The sequence below is a fragment of the bacterium (Candidatus Blackallbacteria) CG13_big_fil_rev_8_21_14_2_50_49_14 genome, assembly GCA_002783405.1.
Classification (GTDB): domain Bacteria; phylum Cyanobacteriota; class Sericytochromatia; order UBA7694; family UBA7694.
This window is the reverse complement of sequence record PFGG01000073.1, coordinates 67,877-90,800: the sequence shown is the minus strand read 5'-3', so window position 1 is coordinate 90,800 and position 22,924 is coordinate 67,877. Positions and strand designations below refer to the sequence as shown.

Genomic DNA, 22,924 nt, shown 5'->3' with positions numbered 1-22,924 from the left:
GCCACTCAGGCCCAAGTCAAACCTGCTGAACCGCAAACACAAAGCATGGCCTCAGATTCTCTTTCTGTTTCAAAACAACCTAAATTGGGTGAATCTGTTAAAGAAGGCCTAAAATTTCAATCTAAATTGGGCGCACAAACTGGAGCGATTGGTGGCGCTGTAGCTGGTGGCTTGGGTGTTCCCCTCTTGGTCTTTGCCTTTACCATGGGGGCCCCCCTCAATGATCCCAAACTGGCATGGGGCAGCCTGGCGGTAGGTGTTCTCGGTGGCGCTGCTGTGGGTGCTGGAATTGGTGCCGCACAAGGTGCTTTAAGTGGCATCGTCAATGGTGCTGTGGTTTCTGTGGCAAAAAACAAGACCCAGGCGCAATTGGGAACCGCAGCGCTGGCGGGTGCCAGCAATCTGGCCTACGACCTCTATAAGGGCAAATCTCTGCCGACCGCTTTGGTTTCTTCTGCTGTGACTGCCGGGGTCGCCGGTTGGGTCGGTGGCGCGATCTACGATAAAGCCACCCATTAATTCAAATCTTTGTTTCAAACAGCCTCTGCGGGGGCTGTTTCGCCTTTTTTTGCAAGTGATCAGGAGACAAGCAATGAACGATGCCTTTCAGCCTTCCATTTTGCAGCGGAATCTCAATCGAATTTATGATCAGGGGTTTGCCTCAGATTTTCATGAAGCGTTTTTTCAACACAGTGGTTTTTCAAATTTTGGTTTTTGGTCAGAGGGCATCACATCGGCCCAGGCTGCCGCTGAAAATCTGGTTTTAGAGCTTTTAAAGCCGTTAGAACCTCTTCAGGGGCCCGTATTAGACGTGGCCTGTGGCCAGGGCGGAACCACTCGCACGCTTGCGAACTTGATTCCGCCGGATCAGGTGCATGCCATCAATATTTCGCAACAGCAATTGAAAAATGCTCAAAAAAACGCACCAGAATGTCATTTTCATTTAATGAGTGCAACCCAGCTTGAATTTGACGCCAACAGTCTGGCTGGCATTCTCTGTGTCGAAGCGGTTTTTCATTTTGAAACCCGTCGTCGCTTTTTAAAAGAAGCTTGGCGGGTTTTAAAACCGGGTGGCTGGCTGGTTTTGAGTGATGTACAATTTCGTTTTCCGCCTCCCGAACGAATCATTCCTCCTGCCAACCATTTTCGCAATCTTGCGCAGTATCGCCAAATCTATTTAGATGCAGGCTTTGAAAGCCCTACCCTGCGCTCGGTGATGAAGCCTACCTGGAAATCTTGCCGTGATGCTTTGCGCAAATATGCTCTGAAGCGTTTGCTGCAATCTCCTTCCCCACAAAGTCTGAAAGAATGGAGCCTGAATGAGGTGCGCTGCAAGCTGTATGATGCCGTGATGCAGGATTATCTCTTGGTCTCTGTTTACAAGCCCCTGGCTTGAATCTACAAGCCCCAGGCTTGAATCAGAGCATGGGCTCTTCGCTGGGAGTCGTTTCTGGGAGTTCTTCAGGTTGAACGGGTTCCTGGACAGGGGGCTCGCTGGGCTGTTCAGAGGGGACGTCTTCAGGCAATTTGGGTGAGGGGGTCAGCAAGGGAATCTCTGAAATTTCGATCGCCGGGGTACTCGGTGTGGGTGAGTTTTCAGGGGAGGCTGAGGCCTCTGAAGCCGAGGGGGAACTGGAAGGAGCCACCATTTCAAAACCTTGCGCTGGAAGACGGCGGGTGGCAAAGCGCATATAACTTCTCCAGATCGGTGCGCAGACAGAGCCACCGCCCCCACGGGTTGCGCTGGGCGTGTCATTCCCAGCCCAGACGCCCGTCACCAATTGCGGTACATAGCCCACAAACCAGGTATCGTAACTCTGATCTGTGGTGCCTGTTTTGCCTGCGGCAGGTCGCCCAATTGCGGCGGCTGTTCCTGTTCCATGGTTGATCACATTTTGCAGGGCTGTATTGAGTTGACTGACCGAACTTTGCGCAAAAACACGTTGCTGGGGGGGGTAGTAATCAAAGAGTATATTGCCCTGGGCGTCGACGACCTTCGCAATCGCGGTAGGTTCGACACGGATGCCCCCATTGGCAAAGCTACCGTAGGCGGCCGTCAGCTCCAGCAGGGTCATTTCTGAGGAGCCCAGGGCTGAGGTCAAATCGGGAGCGATCTCACTGCTGACTCCCGCCCGGCGCGCGATATCAATCACACGCCCCATTCCCAATTCATTGGCCAATTTGACTGTGGGAATATTCATAGACATCGTCAGTGCCTGTAATAAAGTGACAGTACCGTGGTAACGGCGATCCCAGTTTCGGGGACGGTAGCCACCAAAGCTGACGGGGCCATCTTGCAGTGTGGATTTCAGGTCTTTGCCATTTTCAAAGGCACTGAGATAGACAAAGGGTTTAAAAGTGGAACCCACCTGTCGCTTGGCTTGAAAAGCCCGGTTAAACTGACTCTGAGCGTAATTGACACCCCCCACCAGAGAATGAATAAAACCTGTTCTGGGATCGAGAGAAACCAAAGCGGCTTGGTGGGCACCATAGCGTTTAATCCTTGGCAGATCCTCACGCAGAATTCTTTCGGCATAGGCTTGGGCCTCGGGATCTAAGGTGGTATACACTTTCCAGCCCCCTTGACGGAAGAGCCCTTCTCCTACTTTTTCACGCAGGGAATACAGCACGAAATCTAAGAAATAAGGGTAGGGATAGCTGGTGCGCAGGCTGACGAGATGAATCGGTTGTTTGAGCGCTTCATCCAATTGGGCCTCGGTGATCAAATGGTCTTTGGCCATTTGCTTGAGCACAATGCTTTGAACTTTCTTTGCGCCTTCCAGATGGTGGTGCGGAGAGAGGTATTCTGGACTGCGAATAATGCCAGCCAACATGGCCGCTTCAGCAATGCTCAGGCGTCTTGCGGATTTACCGAAATAAATTTGCGAAGCGGCTTCTACCCCATAGACATTGTGGCCTAAAAAGACGAGATTTAAATACATTTCTAAAATCTGGGGTTTGGAATATTTGCTCTCCAATTGAATCGCCAGCAATGCTTCTGCAATCTTACGCTTGGCGGTGCGTTCAGAGGTCAGAAATAAATTTTTGATCAATTGTTGTGTGAGGGTACTGGCTCCTCCTACGGTGCCGCCATGTTTTAGGTTTACGAAGGCTGCGCGGGCCAATCCCAACACATCGACACCGGTATGTTCGCGAAAACGCCGATCTTCTGCAGAAATAACGGCATCCTGCACATGTTTTGGAATGTCCTCAAGACGAATGGGGTCATAGCGCCCCTGAGAAGAGATGCGGGTGAGCAGGCGGCCCGAGCGGGTATATATTTCATTGGCTTGGGGAAGGGTATAATTTTCAAGCTGGCGTACGTCGGGCAGACGGTTATACAGCACGATCAAGGCGATTCCGCCCCCGATGCCCAGGGCTCCCCCCAAAACAAACAGGAAAATCAGGCTGCGAATAAGATAGGTGCGCACTTTGCTCGGTGATTTTTGACCTGAACCCGGCAGTGCTTGAAGCGGTTTTCTTTGAGAAGGGCGCGGCATGTGACTTAACCTGACGAGGCAGGAACCTCATGGGTGCAGACTTGATTGCGACCCGCTTCCTTGGCCCGGTAAAGGCTGGCATCTGCATTTTCAAAGAGAACTTTGAGTTCGGTACCGTGCTGGGGGAAAACGGCGACCCCAATACTGATCGTGACATGGGGACTGTTTTTGGTATTACTCAAGGACGGAACATCGAGGCTTTCAATCGCCTGACGGATACGCTCTGCAACCGCAATGCCGTGTTCTTGGGGGGTTTGTGGCAGGAGCACAACGATTTCTTCTCCCCCATAACGTGCAACGATATCGACACCGTTGCGCACCTGATTTTTGACCTGCTGGGAAACTTCCCGGATCACTTCATCACCCACCAAATGGCCATAGGTATCGTTGAAGCGTTTGAAATAGTCAATATCCATCATCAGCAGGCAAAATTCAAACTGATGTCGCTGAGAACGTCGGATTTCTTCTTCCAGTCGGCGTTCGAAATAGCGACGAACACAGAGTTTCGAAAGACTGTCTGTGGTTGCCAATTCAAACAAGTGGGCGCTTTTTAAGTCTTTCTGAAGAATGGAGGTCAGGTTGCTCAAGATAATCTGATCTTTTTCTCCGAAAGCTTCAATGCCCTGGCGGGATTCTTTATCCAGAACACAGATCAGACCCCAAGTTTCATTGTCGATCACCAAACGGGCAATCAGGCAGGACTGGTAAGGAATGCCATACAAAGCGGAATGGGTTTCAAGCGTGTTTAAGTCCAGAATACTTTGATCAGGTTTTTCGAAGGCCAGAAGCATTTGGGCCGCTTCTTTTTTACTCAGTTTCTGATTTTCTTGCAAAGGAACACCGACAGGGCTTAAGACGCTGATATTTTCAGCATCATCATCAAATTTCAGAAAAAAAGCCTTGTTGGGAGACATTTCCTGAACCAGTAATTCCATTGCATTCTGAAGAATTTCATCGATGTCTAAAATGCCACGGAATTTGTCTTGAATGGTGTGGTAATGTTGCAGAGCCACAATGGATTCTTGCAGGGTGCTTTTTTGATCTTTCAGTTCCTGGTTTTTTTCTTCCAGCAGAGCAATCCGATCTTCCATGCTTTGTTTCATGACAGAAAGATAAGTGGTGATGGATTTAAGTTTTTTTCCCACCAAGGCCCAGTGATCAGGCAAGCTGTCAAAATCAGGGTCCTGGCCGCTGAGCACCTGTTGCAGTACTTTTTCAAGCAAAGCTGCGCCTGTTAGAGTCTGTCTCAAAAGGTATTTGTTCTGAAGCGCCAAGAGCGCAATGCCAATTAAGGCCAGCACAAGTGCGCCAAAACTCAGTCTTAAAAAATGGAGCAGCAGGGCACAGAGCAAAAGGCAGATTGATGCGATTGCCAAAAGAAGATTTTCTCTGGATGGATTCACTTTCATGTGGCACTCCCTGCCATAGATGCATGATTCTGTATTATATACGCAAATCCTGCCAGGATGCAGGGGCTTGTGTACCGATTCTGGCAGGATTTGCTATGCAGTGGTTTTAAAAATACCCGCGGGGATTGACCTGTTGACCATTGACATGAACTTCAAAATGCAGGTGGGGGCCTGTTGAATGACCTGTAGAACCCATCGCAGCCAAAACCTGGCCCCGATAGATTTTTTGCCCTACCTGAACATGCAATTCAGAGCAGTGGGCATAACGGGTCATAATGCCATTGCCATGATCGACATCAACGGCATAGCCATAGCCACCCATCCAGCCGCTGTAAACGACTCTGCCTTCTTTTGCCGCCCGAATGGGGGTTCCAACGGGGGCGGCTACATCCATGCCGGAATGCATCCGGAACCAACGCCAGCCAAAATTAGAGGTTACAATACCTGCTGAAGGCCAAGACAGGCGATTGCCTGTTTTTGCATAGGAGTGCCCGGCCGCAGGGTTTGATTTGCCATTGCGTGAGGTGCTCGCTACATGGGGCTTTTCATGGGGACGACGGCGCAGTTCAACTGCGTTGGGAATAATCAACTTTTGATTTTCAACGATCATATGGGGATTATCCAGATCATTGACTTCAATAATTTCTTCTACGGGCTTTTTATAACGTTTTGCAAGTTCTGCAATGGTTTCGCCCTTTTCGACTGGGTGGGCAATACCATCCATCGGCAGAATAGTGAGGCGTGTACCGGGTTTCATGCGATCAGCTTTAAGTTTTTTACGGTCATTGTTCTTGATAATTGTATTGGGGTTGACGTGAAATTTACGCGCCAGTTTTGAGACGGTATCGCCTTCCTGAACAATATACTGAACAGGTTTATCGCTCTCGGTCATGAAATGGTTGCCTTCAGCAACTTCTTTCCGAAACGCAGCAACTTTTGTTTGGGTATTTTGGGCCATCACACGCCGAATTTTTTGGGTGGGTGTGCTGTTCTGTTGTGCTTTCAGCCATTGAAAACCTGAAACTGCGCTGCTTACGAGCAACAGACCTGCAGCGGTTTTTGCCATTAGCTTGGGGTTGGGTAAGGAAAGACGAAAGTTTTGGCGGCGACGGGTTTTTCTTTTGCGGGAAGGGGTGAGTAAAGGGCTGCGTGAGGAGGTTTTTACTGTGCGGATGGGGTCGGGAGTAGCGAGGCTTTGAATTTGAGGCGCAGGCACAGTCAGCGCTTGAATTTCAGTTTCCCATTGAGAATGAATTTCATTAAAGAGTTGATCCAATTCGGGAAAAAGTGGGGTTTCATGTGAGGGAAAGTTAGTCTGCATAGACTTTGCAACGATCCTTTCCGTAATTACGGTTTTATTGTGTTCCATTTGGATGCTGTGATGTGAGTGTATCCAGTGGAAGGCTGCGTGATTAAAATCACATTAATGAAAGGCATTATACCATGTGCGGTATGAATGTCACCTCTTCAGCCTGTGACTGGCCCAATCTTGCCTTTTTATGGAAGGGTTTTGTGATCGGGGTTTGTGGGGATATTTTTTTATTTTCAGGTTTTTTGAGACGATTTCTGTGGATTTATTTATAAGTTAAATTTCAGATATTTTAACTTAAACTTAACCTTTATTTAGGCTTTTATTAGCCACATTATTCAAGGACTTGTGTCTCTCCAGGAGCCCAATCCACCTGTTTGAGAAAATTTTCAAGGGCCTTAAAGTGCTCTGAATAGCTTGCGAAATTTTCCTGAAGGGCTGCGGTTTCTAACCGCGCACCCCAATCAGAAACACTTTGAAAGCCAAAACTTGCACCTGAGCCTTTGAGTGAATGTCCAAAACGCATGAGCGGACGCCATTCCCGATTGATTAAGTTGGGCTCTAGATTTTGAATTTGTTTGAGGATATTTTCAATAAAAATGGGAATTAAGTCAGCAATTTCAGGGTCTACGATGATTTGCTTTTTTTCGTTACTTGGCAAGGGGGGGCTTAAGATCTGCCTCATGCGTTCCAGAAGCTCGGTTTTAGAGAAGGGTTTTTCAAGAAACTCTGAAGCGCCAGCCTCCAAACATTTCTGGCGTTCATTTTCGCCTCGGTGCCCTGTAATGGCAAGAATGGGAAGCTGCTGGAATTTCTTGATTTGTTTGAGTTCTCTGGCAAAGTGATAGCCATTTTTTCCAGGCATTTCCATATCTAAGAGAATCAGCGAAAATGCTTTTTTTTCAAGCATTTTTGCGCCTTGAGCAGCGGTCAATGCTTTTTCAATGGCGAGATTGTTTTGACCGCGCAGATAGGCTTCAATCAGCGTATGGTTTAAGGGGTCATCATCGATCACCAAGATATGGATCTGAGTATCGATCCATTTATTTAAGATCGAAACCAATCTTTCACGGCGAATAGGTTTGGTCATATAGTCATCCATGCCCATTTCAAAAGCTTCCTTTCGATAATGGGCGACCGCATGGGCTGTGAACGCAATGATGGGGGTACGCTGCCTGCCTGATTGGGCCTCCAGCTCTCGAATTTTTTGGCTGGCATCTAAGCCATTCATTTTAGGCATTTGAATATCCATTAGAATCAGCTCAAAATTCATCTCCTGATAAGCCTGGATTGCTTCTATTCCGTTGAGAGCGCTGGTGGTACGGTATCCTTCAAGCTCCAGCCAACGCTTTGCCAGGAGTTGGTTTTCAGGATTGTCTTCTACCAAGAGGATATGGGGCGATTTCTGAAATTTAGGATGTTCAGAACCCAGATGGGGTTCAATTGTTTTGCCTGTTTCTGGTTTTGCGTTGAATTGAAAAAATTCAGCCACGTCCTCAGGAATAAAAGGGGGGTGAATCCAGTGTAAGTTTTGAGCAGAAAGCAATTCTTCATGTTTCGACTCTGATTTTGGATCCGAAAGAAGCATTCCTTTTGTGTGGGACAACCCTAACTTTTGGAGCTGTTTGTCGATTATCTCTGTGGGCAGACTCAGATCCAAGACCATGATTTGAGTTGGCTTGGGTTCTGGATTTTCAGCGTGAATCTGGGTTTTTAGCCCCCAGGCTTCAAGGCTGGCTTGAATCAGAGCCTTTCTTGGGGTCGACGCAATAATTTGAATTTCGGGTAAGGCTGAGCTATTGATGGGTTCTGCCGCTTTGAGCAGGGGGAGCGTAATTTCAAAGCGAAAAATAGAGCCCTGGTTAGGTTCAGAATCAAAGGAGAGGGCTCCTCCCATTGCTGTGGCAAGCAGCAGGGAGATATTCAGCCCCATGCCCAAGCCTCCCATTTTACGGCTGTGTTCATGCACCTGGGTGAATTTTTCAAAGATCAGAGATTGAGATTTCGGGGGAATCCCGATGCCCGTATCTTCTACCTCAAAGCTGAGTTGAATACTATTTTCGGGGCTTGCTTTCCACTTGAGCCTTAAAATGACCGAACCCTGATCTGTAAATTTGATCGCATTGGTGATTAAATTTAAGAGAATTTGACGAATTCTGTTTGGATCTCCCAATACCAAAGGGGCAGGGCTGGGGGTGCAGATAAACCAAAAATCGAGCTTTTTACTCTGCGCCCTTGATTGCAGGATCTGCAGGGTTTGAGAACCGATCTGGAGCGGATCAAATTCAATCGTTTCGATATCCACCTGTCCGGCTTCAATTTTTGAGACATCCAATAAATCATTGATCAGATGCAGTAAAGACTGTGAACCTGACCAAATGGTACTCATAAATTCTTTTTGTTCAGCGTTTAAAACTGTTTCCTGCATCAGTTCACTCATACCCACAATGGCATTCAGTGGCGTTCGAATTTCGTGGCTGATACTGGCAATAAATTCAGTTTTCATTTGATTTGATGATTCTGCTTTTTCTTTTGCGTTTGCCAGTTCAATCAGGTCTTGATTTCTTAAAAGCTCAAATCCAATCCAACGCGAAAACAAACTGATAATTTCAGCATCCCGTTCTGTGAGGGGGCGAGAGGCTATTTTTGCTGAAAAATTGAGTGTTCCAAAAATTTGGGGGCCAATATATACAGGGCTTCCAATATAACCATTTAGGCCTGTATCGCGATAGCAGGGATGCTGCCGATAGGCTGACTGGGAGTCTTGAGCAAAAAAATAAGGCTTCTTGTCTTTGACCACTTTTTGACAATAAGTGCGTTCCAACTCAAATAGGCTACCTTCAGCAATCGAGGGTATCTCGGGTTTGGCTTGAAAATAGCAGACCCGGTACTCATTTTTTTGAATTTGACTGAGAATTCCCATTTCCAGTCCAAAGGTTTCCAAGCCAATTTCAAGAATGCCTCTGATTTTATCTTCTAAACTCTTTTCTAGTTCCGTTGAGAGGCCCTGCAATCTTTGCAAGGCACGGCTGTAGCGTGCGAGCTCTTCTTCTGCTTGTTTGCGTTGGGTAATATCACTTTCGAGGGCCATAAAATGGATAATTTTTCCCTGCTCATCATGAACGGGCCTGACCTCAATCGATACCCAGTATTTGCTGCCCATTTTTGTGTAGTTTATCAATTCAGCGCTGAAAGGCATTCCCGCCTGAAGTTGACGGGACATAGAGCCCACCGTTTCAAGATCTGTTTCAGGCCCTTGCAAAAAGTTTCCAGGTTTTTTGCCTTTGACTTCATCCAGTTGATATCCTGTCAGTCTTTCGAAAGCGGGGTTGACCCATTCGATTTGGGCTTGGTTATCCGTTAAAATCACCAGGTTTTCGGTGTGCGCTGCGATCAAGGCCAATTTACGGGCTTCGGCTTCTTGACTCAGCAGTTTTTGATTGATTTCTTTTAACCCCTTTTGTTGGGATTGTAAGAGTGAAGCCAATTCCTTGGCATCGCGCAAAGCGGATCTCTGGATCTGTAATAGCGTAAGAAAGTCCCAGGCGGGGTGATGTTTGGGTAAGTCCTGAAGAGTAATTCCCATTTTTTTGAGTTCTTCTGCTTCTGTAAACCAAGGGGAAGCCAATAATAAAAGCCGCTCTGGCTCATGCAATTGGAGTACCTGGGTGCGCAAAAGCATTGGGCTTGAGAAACTTTCCAAGACCAAAATATGATTCAATAATTGACAAAGATTCTTAAAATTGGGCTGAAGCCCTGGCGGTCGTTTGATCTTGAAGTGTTGAAAGAAGGAATCACCTATTTGCAGAAAGGGATGTGTTTTCAGCAGAACAGACCCTGCTTCAAGCAGCGTCAGTTCCTGATCCAGCAAGATATAAAAGGGAAAAATGCTGTCCCAGGTTTCAGCTGGAAGGGTAAACCCTTGGCTCATTCGGATCGGGATTGAGACCATGATATTTCAAACACATCATGGTCTTGCGCTTCTGAAATTTGTTCAATGTGTTTGACTTGAATATTTTCCTGGAAGACTTTGCCCAAACCTTTAAAAATACCCAGCGCAAAAGGCGCCAAGCCTTGTCGCGTACTGAAGTAATGCATATGCAAACAGATTTCTGAGATGACCTCGCATTGAAAATCTGGGGGTTCAAGTTGGGGAAGCATTAAAACCACTTGGGTGTGGAAATTGGGCAGGTTGATCAGAAAATCTTTCAGGTTGCCTCCCCCTGTGGCCATTAGTTCAGGATATTCTTCAACCGCTGTATGGGTGGCCCAAAACTCTCCAAATTTGCCGAGCAGGGTGTTGAGCGGTAGATTTAATTTTTCGCTGGCTGTACTGGCCAGGCGATAGGTCCATTCGTCAGGATAATTGTCTGTACCAATAAAAACAGGATTTTCCAAGCCCGCTTTGTCGAGAATCTGTTCCCAGACCTCCTGACCTTCCTGGGCGAGAATCATGGCTTTCAGGGCTTTATTGACAATTCCATACATGGCATTCATTCCTGCTTCTACGCTTGAAAATTTAGAGTGACTTTAGTATACCTTTTGATGGAATTGCTGTCGAACCACTCTCGTAGAAATCAACGCTGAGGTGAAAAAAAATTCTGCTTGGGGTAAACTGAACAAAATCCATAGGGTTCAGTTTTAGTATTTCTGAAACTGTGAGCGTATTTTGCTGAAGGGACAGGAAGAATGAGAAAACTATTTTTCATAGGCGTAGGGGTTTCGCTTGTCATCATTGGCTTGGGCTATTTAATTTTACCCCCCCTTTATTATCCTTTTCATTCCACTTTAAGCCTGATTTTGGGTGGGCTGATTGTGATAGGGTTGGTAGATGCCTTGCAGACCAAGCAAACCATTCGTAGAAATTTCCCAATTTTGGGGAATATGCGCTATTTATTGGAGTTGATTCGCCCTGAGATCAATCAGTATTTTATTGAGTCCAATACCAATGGGGCTCCTTTTAACCGCTTGCAGCGTTCTTTGATTTACCAACGTGCCAAAAATGATGTGAGTACTTTGCCCTTTGGCACCCAGTTGGATGTTTATGAAATGGGCTATGAATGGGTTTCCCACTCAATTTTACCCGTGCATGTTGACCCGGTCTCCTTGCGCGTTTGGGTGGGTGGCAAGGATTGTAAACAACCCTATGACGCCAGTATTCTCAATATTTCTGCAATGAGCTATGGTTCGCTGAGTAAAAATGCGATTTTAGCCTTGAATGGCGGTGCAAAAGACGGGAATTTTGCCCATAATACAGGTGAAGGGGGCTTGAGTCCCTATCATCTTGAACCCGGTGGTGATTTGATTTGGCAGATCGGCACGGGTTATTTCGGCTGCCGTACGCCAGAGGGAACCTTTTCAGCTGAAATGTTTGCTGAAAAAGCAGTTTTACCCCAGGTGAAAATGATCGAAATAAAACTTTCCCAAGGGGCAAAACCGGGGCATGGTGGGATTTTACCTGCTCAAAAAGTAACCCCTGAAATCAGCGAAATCCGACATGTACCCATGGGCCAGGATGTATTGTCACCTCCCCAACACAGTGCCTTCAGTACTCCTTTGGAAATGGTTCAGTTTATTCAAAAACTGCGGGATCTTTCGGGGGGCAAGCCTGTTGGTTTTAAACTCTGTTTGGGTAAAAACCATGAATTTGTAGCCATTTGCAAGGCCATGCAAGAAACAGGCATTCTTCCAGATTTTATCACTGTGGATGGTTCAGAAGGGGGAACGGGAGCTGCCCCACTCGAATTCTCAAACAGTATTGGCGTTCCGGGGGTAGAAGGACTTGTCTTTGTACACAATTGTCTGATGGGCTTTGGCCTGCGGGATCAAATCCGTGTGATTTATTCAGGAAAAATCACCACCGGTTTTGATTTAATCAGCAAAATTGCGATTGGTGCAGATCTCTTAAATTCTGCCCGTGCCATGATGATTTCGATCGGTTGTATTCAGGCTTTACGCTGCAATACCAATGATTGTCCGACAGGTGTGGCCACCCAGGACCCCCATTTGGTGGCGGGTCTGCATGTGGGTGACAAAAGGCAGCGGGTCAAAATGTTCCAGGCCAAGACGATTGAAAGTGCAGCTGAAATTTTGGGCGCAATGGGTTTGTCTGATTTGAAAAAACTGCGTCCTCGTCATGTGCACCGCCGTGTCAGTCCTGCCATGGTACTTCACTATGATCAGATTTATGCCTATTTGAAGCCGGGTGCATTTTTTAATAATGAGATTCCTGATGAGTATCGAAAGGCCTTGGCCAGTGCATCAGCAACGAGCTTTTTACCGCAAACGGATGATGGCTGGCGTTAATTTTTACCCAGGCCGCCCCATTGGTGCGCCAGCTCTAGGCCTAAACCGCTCAAGCCTGCACCCGCCGCAACCCATTGGGCTTTGCCGGGGAGAAATCCTGCTATCCCAGAGATCAGGTTCAGCCCAATCTGAGCACCGGCAAGAACCTGGCCAGTGGTATTGTGAGCCTCTCGAGCCCGAATCAGACGCAGAGAGTTATCTGCAATTGCGAATGCAGCACCCGCCGCGTTGGCTGCTGGTAAAACTTTGGTGGTCATGGTTTTGGCCATGGCTGGGCTTGTCAGTTTGCCGATCACAGGGGTTTGCATAACCACTGTCGAAAATTTAGAGACGACTTGGGTTCCTTTGGCGAGTTTCAGTGCACCACTGCTCATGATTTTTGCACCTGAGCTTAAAAGCGGGTGGGCTTGACCCAGGGCTTGCATCGTCTTGGCAAAACTTGTAGTACCTTGGATCAGACGCGGGGCATTCTGAGCGATTTGATGCGGGAAGGCCAGCATGCCTGCGGCTGAACCTGCAGCCCCAACGCCATAATTGGCGTATCTTACCAAACGATCCGTCAGACCCTCTTTGTGTTCATTGAGGGTTTGAGGCTTTTTTTCCACGGGCGACTTGGCTGCCGGTGGTTGAGCGGTTTGAAAGGTTTGAGTGGTAGTGGGCAAAGTTTGTATCATGCGCTTCTCCTTTAAGCGTTATCGTGATTTTCGCATGAGAGTGAAGTTAAATAAGCATTAATTTTTGGTAATTATTTGACCGTGGTAATCGCTTGGCCGTCTTCATCCAAGCGGCGGGGGATACCCAACCACCCTTTGTATTTAAAAAACAGAAGCAGACAGACCACGGTCAGAACCATCAGTCCCAAAGCAAAGGGATAGCCATAATACCAATCCAATTCAGGCATATTCCAGGGTGAAATCTCTGTTTTGAAATTCATGCCATAGACGCCGACAATGAAAGTCAGAGGGATAAAGATCGAGGACATCACCGTCAAAAAACGCATAATTTCATTGAGTCGGTGGCTGGCACTGGCCAGTGCCATTTCCATCAGAGAAGTCGCGACCTCTCGGTAGGTGTCCAACATATCCATTAATTGGATGGTATGGTCATAGCAATCTCTTAGATAGAGTTTCACTTCATCGCTGATTTGCTCAAGTGAGCCCCGTATCAGAGAATTAATCACATCGCGCATGGGGCGGATCGCTCGTCTTAAGCCGAGCAATTGACGGCGAATGGTATAAATTTCTGAAGTTAACTGGTTGTGCGGGTGTTCCAGAATTTCATCTTCAAGATCTTCAAGCCGCGAAGCATAGCGCTCTAAAATGGGAAAATAATGATCGATCAAGGCATCGAGCAGTGCATAGAGCAGATAGTCAGCTCCAGATCCCCTGAGCTTTCCGATATTTCCGCGAAGTCGCTCTCTGACGGGTTCAAAGGTATCACCTGGCAGCCCTTCCTGAAAGGTCAGAATCAGATTCTCACCCAGAAAGAAACTGACCTGTTCACCATTGCTGTCGCTTTGATCATGTGGCATGCGTGCCACAATGAACAGAAGTTTGCCATAGCTTTCCAATTTAGGGCGTTGGTGGACATTCACTACGTCTTCCAGTGCAAGTGGGTGAATGCCGTATGTTTCGCCTACTTTTTGCAGGGTTTCAGCATGGCCTAAGCCATCGACATTGATCCAGAGAATTTCATCCGCTTGAACTTTGGCGGGCAAATCAGTGGGATCCTGGCTTGACCATTCCTGAAAGTTTTTTTTACTAAACGTAATCAAGTGAAACTGTGGGGGGGAGGCCTCAGGGTCTGCGACCAAGGTGCCAGGGGAAGCTCCGGGTGCAGTTCTGCGTTGAAACAATTTTACAGGCTTAAGTTGAAAGGGAGATTGTTTGAGTAAACGTTTTGCTTTTGAATGTTTGCGCGACATTTCAACCTAAAAAGGCAGACCTGCGCGAACACTGAGAGTCACCCCTTCAAGCAGAAGATCAGAAGAAATGCGGTGGCTGCGGTAACCAATCTCTGCATTGACGATGCCATAGGGCGGGATGGCCAGACCCACACCTGCACGGGCATGCCAGCCCCAGGCCAGAGGGTAGGACACACTGCCACCTAAAATACCATAGGGAGAAATAATGCCCATGATATATTCCTGTTGTCCAAACCATTTGGGTGTAATTCTGAGATCTGCATCCAGCAAGAGCCCCTTGTATTGGCCTTCAGAAATCAAGACTTGAGGGCGGGCTTCAATGCCGCTGGTGCTGACAAAGAGTCCTGCCAAAAGGCTGGTTTTGCTGTCTTTGGGATCGGCAGGGTAAGTGGGGCCGCGTAAAAAGCCCAATTCAGCGACCCCTCCCCAGACAAGTTCTGCTTGTGCTGGCAAAGCTGACGCGCTGAGCAGCAGAAGTGCGAGACCCAAACTGAAAGAACTGGATAAATACTTCATGAAAAAAATCATACCATTCATCACTCAACTTTGTGGAACTGTTTCTTGATGACGCAGAAATTTTAATAACAGTTCCTTACTTAAAAGCGCGGATTCTGCTTTTTCACGAAGTTCATGTCTGCAATCTAATCACTGTGCTAAACTAGATGAAATTCTGGTATTTGGGTTGTCATTTCATGCGTAAAATTCCCGTTTATTTTCTTGCCGCTTCATTTTTTTCGTGTGTATCTGCCGTAGAAGCTGCTGAACCCCAGATGCCGGTTCAAGCGATTCAACGTGGTATGGAAGGCACGTGTCACACTGTTTTTCAAGGTTCGAAAGTAGAGCCCTTTGGCTTTCGCGTGCTCAGTTTAATGCAAGGCATGTTGGGGCCTGGTCAGGATGTTATTCTGGCGCGGTTAACAGGTGAAAAGGCTGAATTTACAGGGGTTGTCGCAGGCATGAGTGGCAGTCCTTGTTATATCAATGGCAAATTGGTGGGGGCTTTGGCCTATCGCTTTGGTTCCTTTACCAAAGAACCGATTGCGGGAATTACCCCGATTGCAAATATGCAGGCAATTTTTAAACTGCCCGCTGAAAAAGAACCAACTCAGAAACAGGTTTATTATCCTCAAACCTATCGCCAGGCTTTGGCGCAAAAACAGGCGCAATGGCCGGTATCGCTGCAACCCATTTCTACCCCACTTTCGTTTGGTGGCTTTCGTGCCGATGTGCTCAGCCATTATTTACCAGAACTTGAAAAGATGGGTTTTAAGACCGTCATGGGCGGAATCAGCACCCCAGGCGCTTCGATTGCAAATCCTGATATGCCACAAAAACTTGAGCCCGGTGGTGCGATTGCTGGGCAGTTGGTGCGTGGTGATCTTTCAATCGATGGAACGGGGACTGTTTCCTATCTGGAAGGGGATAAAGTCCTGGCCTTTGGACATCCTTTTTTTAATGAGGGCTATGTTCAAATTCCCATGGCGACCGCCTATATCCACCATATTCTTGCCTCAGAGGCAGGCTCCTATAAAATGTCGCAAAGTGGAAAAACCGTGGGGACCATTACCCAGGATCGCTTGACTGCGATTTATGGCCAGATAGGCAAAATGACGCCGATGATTCCTGTGGATCTTCATATTCAGGATGGCATTGGGGTTGACCCTGCCAAAATTCATTTTGAAGTGTTTCAAAACCCAGGCATGACTCCTTTGATGATGGCGATGAGTGTGCAAAATGTTTTGGCTTCACGCCTGAATTTCAATAAGGGCGGAACGCTTCAATTAGAAGGGCGTTTACGCGTAGATGGGCAAACGCTGACCTATAAAAACCGTTATTCGGTAAGTGAAACAGAAGATGTTGCTTTGGGCGCCGTTCAGGATCTCGCCAATGCTTTATTTACCTTGTGGAATAATCCCTTTCATAAGCCCAATGTTCAGCAATTGGAAATCAAGGCTGAGCTTCAGCCTGAATCCCGCCAATCAATGATTCGACGTATCTGGGCGGATAGGGATGATTTTAAACCGGGAGATAGCTTTACGCTCTATCTGGAATTGGAGACTTGGAGGAAGCAGAAAGATCTGCGTCAGTTTAAGCTTCAGATTCCAGAAAATACACCCTATGGCCCCCTGGTTCTTTTGGCTGGAGATGCCAAAAGCTTTGATGCACTTGAAGGTTCTGTAGAAACAGGATTCTCCAGTTACCAAGACCTCTTAAAACAGCTCTTTAGCAAACGCCAAAGCAGCGATTTGCATCTTTTATTTTTAACCGAAGAAAGTGGTTTGGCTCAAAACAATCTGCTTTTAACACGCTTGCCTGCGAGTGTACAAGAATTGTTGCTGAACCCAGAAACTGTGAATGCATCAATTCCCATACGCTCGCCGGGTTCAGAACAGAAAATTCCCATGGATACAGATTTGAGTGGGAAAGTGCTTCTGAATTTGAATATTACCCCCTACGCCCACGCCATCAATTAGCAATGATCCCAGGAAGGAATATCCCTATGAAAAAGCTTGCTTTGTCTCTTGCCGCTTTGCTGCTCTCCTTTTCCCTGCCCGCTCGGGCTGAGTTTCCCAAGAATTGGTACCTCGAAGGTGTCGGTGATTTTCTTGAGGGGGATATTTTAAGCACGGCAATCGAAGCAGATGGCTCTCTTTCTTTGGGTTTGGATATTGCGCCGATGTTAAAGCTGAATACGGGCGGTTCTATTTTAGATGCTGAAAGTTTGGGCTCGCAGATTTTTCTGGGCACAGGCAACCCTGCGGGGGTCTATCAAGTCGATGGAAATCAAGGGAAATATACGCTAAAAACCTTACTTGAGCGGAGTCAAGGGGTGGTTTCTGCGGTGCTTCCTCAAAAAAATGGAGATGTTTTGGCGGCACTCTCTCCTTTTGGACAAATTTACCGGATTCATCAGGGAAAGGCAGAATTGATTCTGTCTCTGGATGAACGCTATATTTGGGAGATGCAGGCCGGCCCCAATGGCGAAGTCTATATTCTGACAGGTGACAAAGCCGTATTGTATCGTCTCGATCGTGATCTTAAGCTGACACGGCTGTATCAATCCAATGAAGCCAATCTCAAGGTCTTGCATCAGGATCGCCATTGGGGCTTATTGGTAGGCTCTGGCAGCAAAGGCATTGTCTATCGTATCCAGGCCAACCAACACCCTGAGGCGCTCATGGATTCTGATTTTACGGAAGTGACGGCCATGACGGGGGATGGCAAGGGCAATGTCTTTGTCGCCGCCACACGTGAAAACCCACCTAAAAATCAACCCAAAAGCGCAGTGTTTATGATTTCTCCCTCGGGTCAATCTGAGATGTTGTTCCGCATGAATACTGAAACAGCTTTCACTTTGGAGTTGGATCAGGCGGGGTCACTTTTGATTGGAACCGGGCCACGGGGTCGGATTTACCGTTTTACTGACCCGCTTTCTGCAGAAAAAAGGATGTTGAGCCTGCCTGCCAGAGGCCAATCACGTCAACTTGCAAAAATCATTCCGGGTCAAGGCTCCGAATTGTTTATGGTGGGCTCAAGTCCTGCGCAAATTGAGCGTTTTCAGGGCAATTTTCTCAGCAAAGGAGAATACGAAACGCAGATTTTTAAAAGCAGTCTGAAAGCCAATTGGGGAAACCTGAGATTTGATGCCTTGATGCCTGCCGATACGGCAGTACGTGCCTGGTCACGTTCAGGCAATACTGCTGAGCCCGATAATACCTGGAGTGCTTGGGAGGGGCCTTATAGCGATCCCAAAGGCAGCCCAATCAAATCTCCTCCGGGCAGTTATCTGCAACTGCGTTTTGAATTGAGCAGCAAAAATCCCAAGCATTCTCCCAAGCTTCACAGTATTGATATCAGCTTTATGCGTGAAAATTTGGCGCCTTATTTCAATGATGTCTATTTTCTTCAACGCGGTCTCTTCTTTAAGCCGCATACCCTGGGCAAAATTGAAGGCCCCCGTATTCTGGATCTGAATGCTCAGGTGATGGACAAATTGCGTCGCCCCAAGGGAACCGATGAAATTTATCAGGAATTGATTGCCGAGAAAATGCCCTTGGCCATGCGCGTGATCCAGGACTATCGCCCTGGTATGCTAACTTTGGCGTGGGATGCTTCAGATCCCAATGATGATAACCTTGAATACGAGGTTTCTTACCAGCGCTTTGGTGACCAAACCTGGAAAAGCCTGGCCCACGCGATTCAAGATTCTTTTTATTCCTTTGATTCAGCGACCCTCGCTGAAGGCCAATACCATTTTCGTGTCACGGCCAATGATGCCCTCTCAAATCCTGGACAGGGTTTTCGGATTGCCAAGGAAACGCAGTTAATCACGATTGACAATACGCCGCCTGCTGTGAGTGCTTTAAGCTTTAACCAAGAAGAAAAAACGGTGAAGTTCAGTTTTTCTGCGAAAGACACAGTCACACCTTTGGCCTATGCTGAATACTCTTTGGATGGTCAAAAAACAGAGCTTTTTCAATCCAAGGATGGAATTATTGATGGCTTGGATGAACAATTTGAGATCTTGTTGAAAAAGCCAGCAAAGGGATCGCATACGCTGGTGGTGCGTGTACTGGATCGTTTGGGAAATGTGCAAACAGCTCAAAAAGTCTTTGAAATCCGCTGATTTCCTGAGACATACGAATGACGGGGGTGCAGCTCTATGGATTTAGATAATACGTATATTCAAAACCTGTGTGTGGATGCCTTTCAGGGGTTTGGAGCCACGGTGCCTGAATTGATCAGTTTTGCCTTGGATGAGGTGGGATTGATGAATGAAAAAACGCTGGTGAATGGCAAAAGCGCAAGGGAACTGGCAGAGCATTTCTATCGCAAACGCAATCGGATGCGGCAAAACAGCCGCTTGGGGAATCTTCTGATTCAAGAGGGAATCATCAGCAAAGAACAATTGATTTCTGCGCTTAGTTACCATGTTTCAGAAGACGTGCCCTTGGGCGAAGCCTTGCTTCAATTGAATTTTTGCACGCCCGAACATTTGGAATGGGGCTTAAAACAACAGGCTACTCTGCGCAAACAAATGCGTTGATTTCAGTGTTTCCTATAGACATAGACGCTGTCTTTTCCCCAGGCAAAAGAAAAAGAATAGGTGTTTACCAATTCCAGGTCTGGACTGTCTAAGCCATGGGTGACGCTGAGAATTCGCGTTCCCACTTGGGTTTTTGCTAAATTTTGGAGTAAATTCTGGCGACAGGATTCACTGAAACAAGTGCAAACACAATACACAGCGTTAAACTCACTCAGGTCAAGCTCTAAGACTGAACCTTCACGAAATTCTGCTTGGAGATTAAACTTCTCTGCCAAGAGGCGTGCATTGGCGATAAACCGTTGAATTTGGTCAATGCCTGTGACCTGAATATTTTCTTGATAGGCCAGATACAAGGCCAGAATTCCAGTGCCACAGCCCAAATCGACAAAACGATCACCCGCTTTGAGTTGAAGCAGCGGAATGATTTTCAGCCAGGTACGCCAGGGGGTTTCTCCATAGGTTAAGTCCTCTTCTTCCAAACAACGTGTATCCTGTCGCTCTAACCAGGAGACCAGATTGGCTGCGGCTGAATCAGGATAAATCTCCTGGTAGGCATTGAGAACCTGTTTAAAATCAGGACTGGTTTGCAATAAATAGGATTGATCCCACCATTGCAGCAGGGGGATTCTGAAATTCTGATCGAGGGTGCGTTTCAGTTGCCAAAAGCGGTTCAGAATTCGCGTAAAAAATTCTCCTGTTCAAGGGTTTCTATTGCACGGGGAGAACGGGTCAAACGCACTTGATGCAGAGCAGCCTCTGAACTGAGCCCTTTTTGCTTCAGAAAACAGGCTGCGGCCAAGCCTGAACGGCCCAGGCCGCCCACACAATGCAAAACCACATGGCCTTTATTTGCAAGCGCAGTTTCTATCCAGGCCAGCAGTTCTTTCATTTCAGACTGATTGCTGACTTTTTGATCCAGAATGGGAAGGTGGTAAACTTCGATCCCCTGCGCACGATAGTTCTCCAAGAGACTGGGCACACCATAGCTTTGCAATTCGTCGGATGTACTGAGGCAAACCATATGCGTAGCTTTTTCCTGATTTTTCAAGCTTGAAAGATCGCGTTCCAGGGAGCGGTGCAAATCTCGTCGTCCGGGCAAAAGTGTGAGGCCCAGTTTGCCCTTGTCTGTATATTCTGCAGGCAGCCAATCCACCCAGAGATTGCGGCCCCTTCCCAAATGCGTGCGAATCCGGTCACAACACAGACCTGCCGTATACAGGGCCCATTTTTTCTGTAAGGGACTGCTCTCTTTAAAACTGAGGGTGTGCACGGCATAACGCAATTGGCCAATAAAGGCCTGAAGCGGATCCCGATCCGCATGTATAAGTTCGGGATAATAGCTGCGCAGAATTTGGATCATCTTCCAAGCATTCTGCAAACCTGGATCTGTCAGCCCCGTTTCTTCGAGCGCGGGAAGGGGGGCGCGCAGGTCTTGAATTCTGCAGAGCAGGTCACTGATTTTACAGGCTTCTTGAAGTGCTTCCTCATTTTCAATCGCCGTGAAAATATACAGGAGGTCATTTTCAAGTTTGAGTAAATCGCGCAGGATATGCCCTCGGTGGGTATGAAAAAAGTCAATCAACCAAACATTTTCTTGGGCGTCGATGATAATATTGGCGCCATTGAGGTCGCCATGCACAAAGGAAAGGTAGGAACTGTCTCCCTGGTGATAGGGCTTCAGTTTTTCAAGCTCATGTTCGTAAAAATGCACAAGATTGGGAGTTGTGAGCCCAGGAAGGATTTCCAGCTCTTCGCCCTGAGAAGAGATTCCCAAGAGGTTTTCTACTCGATTGCGGATATTGGGGGCCCATTGTGCACTGAACTGATAGTATTCGAGCAAATCACATTTTTCATAGACAGCGGCGGTATAGAGTCGTCCCAGTTGTTCAATGAAAACGGTATCCAGAATGCGTTTGAGTTTTTCGGGTTCGAGCCCTTTTTGATAGCACCTTTGAAAGGTGGTTGAAAACCCGCCCCCCATAGAGGCATAGCGATATTTAATCGCGCCTCGGTCGCCCAATTCAACAAAGTCTACCAAGCGTGGCGCATTATTGCCCAAAACGGATTCAATTTGTTCAAAGGCCATTCGTTCGCGGCCGATCATATGGTTCCAGCCAATTTTCACAACATGGGGTACCTGTTTGTGGCCGTGAAGATCGGTGCTGCTGGTACCCAGCACTTCATTGCCAGAGAAGCCGCCATCCAGGCGGTGCAGTTTGGCAACCCTTGAATCTCTGAAGAGATAACGCAAAAGTTTGCTATCTGTTTCTTCCAGGCCAGGCAAACTGTCGAGCACGATCACGGGATGACGTGCATCCTGCCAGCCAGTCAGTGGCATAGAGGTGGTATCACCGCCTAAAAAGCGAATAAATTCTGCAACGGAGGCGAAGACCTTGACCCCCAGTAATTTCTCAAGTTGTTCAAGGGCGATAAAGTGTTGAGCGCGTGAGGAACTGGCGGTGAGGGCAGAACAGACCCCAAGTTCAAATTCTGGGTACCGTGTGCTGAGTTCATAGCTGAGAAAGGTGATTTTGGCCTCTGTCCAGACCCCCATCAGTCCCACCCGCATTTTTTGGCCTTGATAGGGCGCTAAGCAGGCTTCCAGGGTGGTGTCCAGAAAATCATTCAGGGTCAGGGTATCAATAATTTCAATTTTTTTATCTGTGCTGGGTTCAGCAAAGGCGAAGGCTGCTCCTTCGCTCTCCTGCTCACAGTGATGTCCAAATTGAATCAGGTGGTTAAACTGACGAAAATCCAGCGGATCGTGCCAGTCGCGAATATGCATGACTTTTAATTTTTCATCGCTTTGCGCGTAAGCCCAATCAATAACCCGTGATACGGGGCCTGTTTCGGGCTTGTCTCCCATCAAACGGCGGGCTTCTTCATAGCCAATATGCAATAAATTGGGGAGAGGGTCAAAGGGATTCAGGGGTTTGACAAAATCGTTCTGGAGACATTGTGTCATCAGCAGGGCTTGGGGCATTTATTTCTCCTTGGTCTTCCCATCAGTTCGGAATGTTTTCCGGTTCTTCTAGCAATTTTTTAAGTGTCTGTAATTCTTGTTCAACCCAGTAGATCTCCTGTTGGTAATCCTCTTCGGAGATATCGTCAGGTTGAAAGAGAGTGAAAATAAATTCTGTTCCACTCTGATTGGGGACCACCCGCATGGGAATCAGGACTTGAATTTCTGGTGTAGGGTAGAGATATTGATCAATCACACCTGTTTCAGGATCTGCCTGCATGTAAACCTGTATGGGGCCATGCGGTGATTCAATAAACCAAGCTTCTTCATGTTGAAAAACAGACAGGCAGAAAGAGCGTGACCAAAGGGGCAAATTGACAGGATTTGATACAAACTCAAATACCCAGGCCGGATGTACATCGATTGTAATACTGCGTGTGGCAGCCCTCATGAATCGCAGACTTTCT

General features: G+C 47.3%; 16 protein-coding genes and 1 pseudogene (1 of these 17 only partly in view). 6 read left to right on the top strand and 11 right to left on the bottom strand.

Translation table 11 applies throughout. From position 1 onward, the window contains the following. Together COW20_20865 and COW20_20860 are read left to right on the top strand one after the other, a co-directional pair. A pseudogene (locus COW20_20865) lies at positions 1 to 519 on the top strand (hypothetical protein); it begins 42 nt to the left of the window's first position. A 73-nt stretch (positions 520 to 592) separates the two neighbouring features. Beyond that, positions 593 to 1,396 carry a hypothetical protein gene (locus COW20_20860; GenBank protein ID PIW45378.1) on the top strand — a complete coding sequence of 268 codons (804 nt, stop codon included), beginning with the start codon at positions 593 to 595 and terminating at the stop codon, positions 1,394 to 1,396. A gap of 22 nt (positions 1,397 to 1,418) precedes the next feature. Here the strand turns inward: COW20_20860 and COW20_20855 are convergent, their stop codons facing one another. The 5 genes from COW20_20855 to COW20_20835 form a co-directional block, all read right to left on the bottom strand. Further along, complete coding sequence (locus COW20_20855) at positions 1,419 to 3,500, bottom strand: penicillin-binding protein (protein PIW45377.1); 2,082 nt, start codon at positions 3,498 to 3,500, stop codon at positions 1,419 to 1,421. Between the two features lie 5 nt (positions 3,501 to 3,505). Beyond that, positions 3,506 to 4,909 (bottom strand): hypothetical protein, encoded by a 1,404-nt coding sequence (locus COW20_20850; GenBank protein PIW45376.1) that lies wholly within the window; start codon positions 4,907 to 4,909, stop codon positions 3,506 to 3,508. 106 nt (positions 4,910 to 5,015) lie between these two features. Then, positions 5,016 to 6,278, bottom strand: coding sequence for a hypothetical protein (locus COW20_20845; protein ID PIW45375.1), 1,263 nt, complete (start codon positions 6,276 to 6,278; stop codon positions 5,016 to 5,018). A 274-nt stretch (positions 6,279 to 6,552) separates the two neighbouring features. Then, complete coding sequence (locus COW20_20840) at positions 6,553 to 10,170, bottom strand: hypothetical protein (GenBank protein PIW45374.1); 3,618 nt, start codon at positions 10,168 to 10,170, stop codon at positions 6,553 to 6,555. Then, complete coding sequence (locus tag COW20_20835; protein PIW45373.1) at positions 10,146 to 10,715, bottom strand: heme NO-binding protein; 570 nt, start codon at positions 10,713 to 10,715, stop codon at positions 10,146 to 10,148. Before COW20_20835 ends, COW20_20840 begins: the two co-directional genes overlap by 25 nt. Positions 10,716 to 10,907: 192 nt before the next feature. Here COW20_20835 and COW20_20830 point away from each other — a divergent pair, with 192 nt between their 5' ends. Continuing rightward, a complete protein-coding gene (locus COW20_20830; GenBank protein PIW45372.1) occupies positions 10,908 to 12,524 on the top strand; it encodes an FMN-binding glutamate synthase family protein in 1,617 nt (538 codons plus the stop codon). Here the strand turns inward: COW20_20830 and COW20_20825 are convergent. The 3 genes from COW20_20825 to COW20_20815 form a co-directional block, all read right to left on the bottom strand. Then, positions 12,521 to 13,198 carry a hypothetical protein gene (locus COW20_20825; GenBank protein ID PIW45371.1) on the bottom strand — a complete coding sequence of 226 codons (678 nt, stop codon included), beginning with the start codon at positions 13,196 to 13,198 and terminating at the stop codon, positions 12,521 to 12,523. The genes COW20_20830 and COW20_20825 overlap by 4 nt on opposite strands. A 71-nt stretch (positions 13,199 to 13,269) precedes the next feature. Next, the gene (gene corA / locus COW20_20820) at positions 13,270 to 14,448 is read right to left on the bottom strand and encodes a magnesium and cobalt transport protein CorA (GenBank protein PIW45370.1); all 1,179 of its coding nucleotides are present in this window, start codon (positions 14,446 to 14,448) and stop codon (positions 13,270 to 13,272) included. A gap of 6 nt (positions 14,449 to 14,454) precedes the next feature. Continuing rightward, the gene (locus tag COW20_20815) at positions 14,455 to 14,985 is read right to left on the bottom strand and encodes a hypothetical protein (protein PIW45369.1); all 531 of its coding nucleotides are present in this window, start codon (positions 14,983 to 14,985) and stop codon (positions 14,455 to 14,457) included. A gap of 155 nt (positions 14,986 to 15,140) precedes the next feature. Between COW20_20815 and COW20_20810 the strand changes: the two genes are divergently transcribed. The 3 genes from COW20_20810 to COW20_20800 are packed head-to-tail and all read left to right on the top strand — an operon-like array spanning position 15,141 to position 19,495. Then, entirely contained in the window at positions 15,141 to 16,922 is a 1,782-nt protein-coding gene (locus COW20_20810; GenBank protein PIW45368.1) for a hypothetical protein, read from the top strand. Positions 16,923 to 16,948: 26 nt separating this feature from the next. After that, positions 16,949 to 19,075 (top strand): hypothetical protein, encoded by a 2,127-nt coding sequence (locus tag COW20_20805; protein PIW45367.1) that lies wholly within the window; start codon positions 16,949 to 16,951, stop codon positions 19,073 to 19,075. A gap of 36 nt (positions 19,076 to 19,111) precedes the next feature. Next, on the top strand, positions 19,112 to 19,495 hold the full coding sequence (locus COW20_20800; GenBank protein ID PIW45366.1) for a hypothetical protein: 384 nt from the start codon (positions 19,112 to 19,114) through the stop codon (positions 19,493 to 19,495). A 2-nt stretch (positions 19,496 to 19,497) separates the two neighbouring features. On the opposite strand, the gene COW20_20795 is transcribed toward COW20_20800, so the two are convergent. The 3 genes from COW20_20795 to COW20_20785 are packed head-to-tail and all read right to left on the bottom strand — an operon-like array spanning position 19,498 to position 22,908. Then, entirely contained in the window at positions 19,498 to 20,172 is a 675-nt protein-coding gene (locus COW20_20795) for a hypothetical protein (protein PIW45365.1), read from the bottom strand. Beyond that, positions 20,166 to 22,478, bottom strand: coding sequence for an isochorismatase (locus COW20_20790; protein PIW45364.1), 2,313 nt, complete (start codon positions 22,476 to 22,478; stop codon positions 20,166 to 20,168). Before COW20_20790 ends, COW20_20795 begins: the two co-directional genes overlap by 7 nt. 22 nt (positions 22,479 to 22,500) lie before the next feature. After that, on the bottom strand, positions 22,501 to 22,908 hold the full coding sequence (locus COW20_20785; protein ID PIW45363.1) for a hypothetical protein: 408 nt from the start codon (positions 22,906 to 22,908) through the stop codon (positions 22,501 to 22,503). Between the last annotated feature and the right edge of the window lie 16 nt (positions 22,909 to 22,924).

Bases quoted from the DNA above. Each gene is read 5' to 3' on its own strand.
- COW20_20860 (PIW45378.1), top strand. From the start codon at position 593: ATGAACGATGCCTTTCAGCCTTCCATTTTGCAGCGGAATCTCAATCGA.
- COW20_20855 (PIW45377.1), bottom strand. From the start codon at position 3,500: ATGCCGCGCCCTTCTCAAAGAAAACCGCTTCAAGCACTGCCGGGTTCA.
- COW20_20850 (PIW45376.1), bottom strand. From the start codon at position 4,909: ATGAAAGTGAATCCATCCAGAGAAAATCTTCTTTTGGCAATCGCATCA.
- COW20_20845 (PIW45375.1), bottom strand. From the start codon at position 6,278: ATGGAACACAATAAAACCGTAATTACGGAAAGGATCGTTGCAAAGTCT.
- COW20_20840 (PIW45374.1), bottom strand. From the start codon at position 10,170: ATGGTCTCAATCCCGATCCGAATGAGCCAAGGGTTTACCCTTCCAGCT.
- COW20_20835 (PIW45373.1), bottom strand. From the start codon at position 10,715: ATGAATGCCATGTATGGAATTGTCAATAAAGCCCTGAAAGCCATGATT.
- COW20_20830 (PIW45372.1), top strand. From the start codon at position 10,908: ATGAGAAAACTATTTTTCATAGGCGTAGGGGTTTCGCTTGTCATCATT.
- COW20_20825 (PIW45371.1), bottom strand. From the start codon at position 13,198: ATGATACAAACTTTGCCCACTACCACTCAAACCTTTCAAACCGCTCAA.
- corA (PIW45370.1), bottom strand. From the start codon at position 14,448: ATGTCGCGCAAACATTCAAAAGCAAAACGTTTACTCAAACAATCTCCC.
- COW20_20815 (PIW45369.1), bottom strand. From the start codon at position 14,985: ATGAATGGTATGATTTTTTTCATGAAGTATTTATCCAGTTCTTTCAGT.
- COW20_20810 (PIW45368.1), top strand. From the start codon at position 15,141: ATGCGTAAAATTCCCGTTTATTTTCTTGCCGCTTCATTTTTTTCGTGT.
- COW20_20805 (PIW45367.1), top strand. From the start codon at position 16,949: ATGAAAAAGCTTGCTTTGTCTCTTGCCGCTTTGCTGCTCTCCTTTTCC.
- COW20_20800 (PIW45366.1), top strand. From the start codon at position 19,112: ATGGATTTAGATAATACGTATATTCAAAACCTGTGTGTGGATGCCTTT.
- COW20_20790 (PIW45364.1), bottom strand. From the start codon at position 22,478: ATGCCCCAAGCCCTGCTGATGACACAATGTCTCCAGAACGATTTTGTC.
- COW20_20785 (PIW45363.1), bottom strand. From the start codon at position 22,908: ATGAGGGCTGCCACACGCAGTATTACAATCGATGTACATCCGGCCTGG.